The organism is Legionella drancourtii LLAP12 (assembly GCF_000162755.2).
GTDB classification, from domain to species: Bacteria; Pseudomonadota; Gammaproteobacteria; order Legionellales; family Legionellaceae; genus Legionella; species Legionella drancourtii.
Map to the genome: position 1 here is coordinate 127,077 of NZ_JH413832.1, position 1,702 is coordinate 128,778.

Sequence of the window (1,702 nt, forward strand, 5' to 3'; positions counted from 1 at the left end):
TTTTAAGTATAGCTTACCTAGGGTTATTGTCATTGAGCGGATTGCGCTACTTCATGTAAGATATATCTCAAAGAACATGATGCATTATCTTGTTTTGATCTAGGGGGGTATTTGATGTCATTCATCCCCCTAAAGGGTTTTGTTGATTAACTATCTGACAGTTTTGTTTCACAAAATTCAGGCGGAGCGGTAGCTTTGTGGCATTCTCAATGATGTCATTTTATTGAGTACCTCTCAAACTAATTTAGCCTCTTGCTTTTGTCACTTAATATCTCAGGCATGCAGCGAATCGCCAATTATTTTCTTGAACGCTGCACACCTCATTATGAATGGTTTCGACGACCATATTCTCTATTTTTCTGCTATTGCATCCTTAAGTTCATGAATATTCCGATTACGAAGTTCCAATATTCTCAACAGCATTGCCCTCAGTGTATTATGACGTCAGCCTGGTGCCAATGCTCGATATGCAGAGGTACTGAGCGCTACTATAATCATTTTATATTCTCCCTCACCCAGCGCTCGATGCTCATCACATTAATTCCCTGCTGAGCATTGAATGTCTTATCTATATCCCAAGACACTCCTTTTCCTTCCGCGAACACCACCCTGTATTTCTTGATGGCGTTGGTAGGATCGTTTGCCAGTTCCTCTTTCAATTGGGGTATACTCCATTTCACTCGACGCATCTTGCGATTCAAGACAGAATCAATAATATCCGCCAATTGCCTATAGGTAACAGTATCACTAGCTGTATACACGATGCTATTCACGATTTGTGGTTCGGTAAAGCAGATCTCCGCAGTCAAAGCGCCAATATCATTCGGTGTTGTGACAGTGACTTTATTTTCCCAGCTACCCAGCGCGTGCACTGTATTTTGCACAAAGTCAACTATTCCGAAAGAAGGTTCAAACAGGAAACTGGTGAACATTCCTGTTGAAACAATGACCCATTCCATGCGGTCTTGTGATCTTAGTAGGCTGCGCACGTCTAGCTGCTCGTCAAATAGATCTTGTGCACTACCTCTGCCAATAAGATCGTAATTGATACCAAATTGCCAAGGGAAATAACGTATTACACCAGCATCAAGGGCTGCACGCGCAAGTTTGAGCTGGAGTCCTCTCCCAGTTACGAAGCCTGTGCAGCCGATAACGGTATGAAAGACTTTAAAAAGAGCAACGAGATCAGTACCAGGGGCAGAGAGATCTCCCGCAAGAATGTTGATACCTAGAGAATGAAGTTCGGCGATTTCCTGTTGTTTTCTGGAACTATCAGAATTAATTGATGATGGGCGAAGGAGGACGGTAACTGTAGTACCTGAAGACGAGGAGATGTGCGTGGCCAAATTACGAAGCACAGCCATACCAAGTTCACCTGCACCTAAAACTAAAATAGAATGATTCATCTCAAATTTTCTCTCTGGTGAAATGTTATTGATGCAGCAAGAATACTATAATTTACATCAGGATCATCTTTGACTGGAACAATATTTTGAATGTTAGGAAACTCTGTTAGATAGGTGTCTTTATTATAAAGGCTAAGAAGATTTTGGCATAAATGATGTAGTCCATCAGGTTCAATATTATCAAGTAAAAAAATCGGGCTCTACCCCAAATAAGGGGGCACTTTAATCAAGTTAGTCTAAACTAACTTATTGATTTCGCGATCAGAATGGAGATTAAAGTGCCCAAGCATAATCTT

General features: G+C 41.1%; 2 protein-coding genes. Both read right to left on the reverse strand.

All coding sequences use genetic code 11. The features are described from left to right. Positions 1–494: 494 nt before the first annotated feature. A complete protein-coding gene (locus LDG_RS11925) occupies positions 495–1,406 on the reverse strand; it encodes an aromatic alcohol reductase (RefSeq protein WP_040535629.1) in 912 nt (303 codons plus the stop codon). Then, a complete protein-coding gene (locus LDG_RS20740) occupies positions 1,403–1,600 on the reverse strand; it encodes a DUF6119 family protein (protein ID WP_407635276.1) in 198 nt (65 codons plus the stop codon). Before LDG_RS20740 ends, LDG_RS11925 begins: the two co-directional genes overlap by 4 nt. Positions 1,601–1,702 lie beyond the last annotated feature (102 nt).

Coding starts and splice junctions, on each gene's coding strand:
- LDG_RS11925 (WP_040535629.1), bottom strand. CDS start 1,406: ATGAATCATTCTATTTTAGTTTTAGGTGCAGGTGAACTTGGTATGGCT.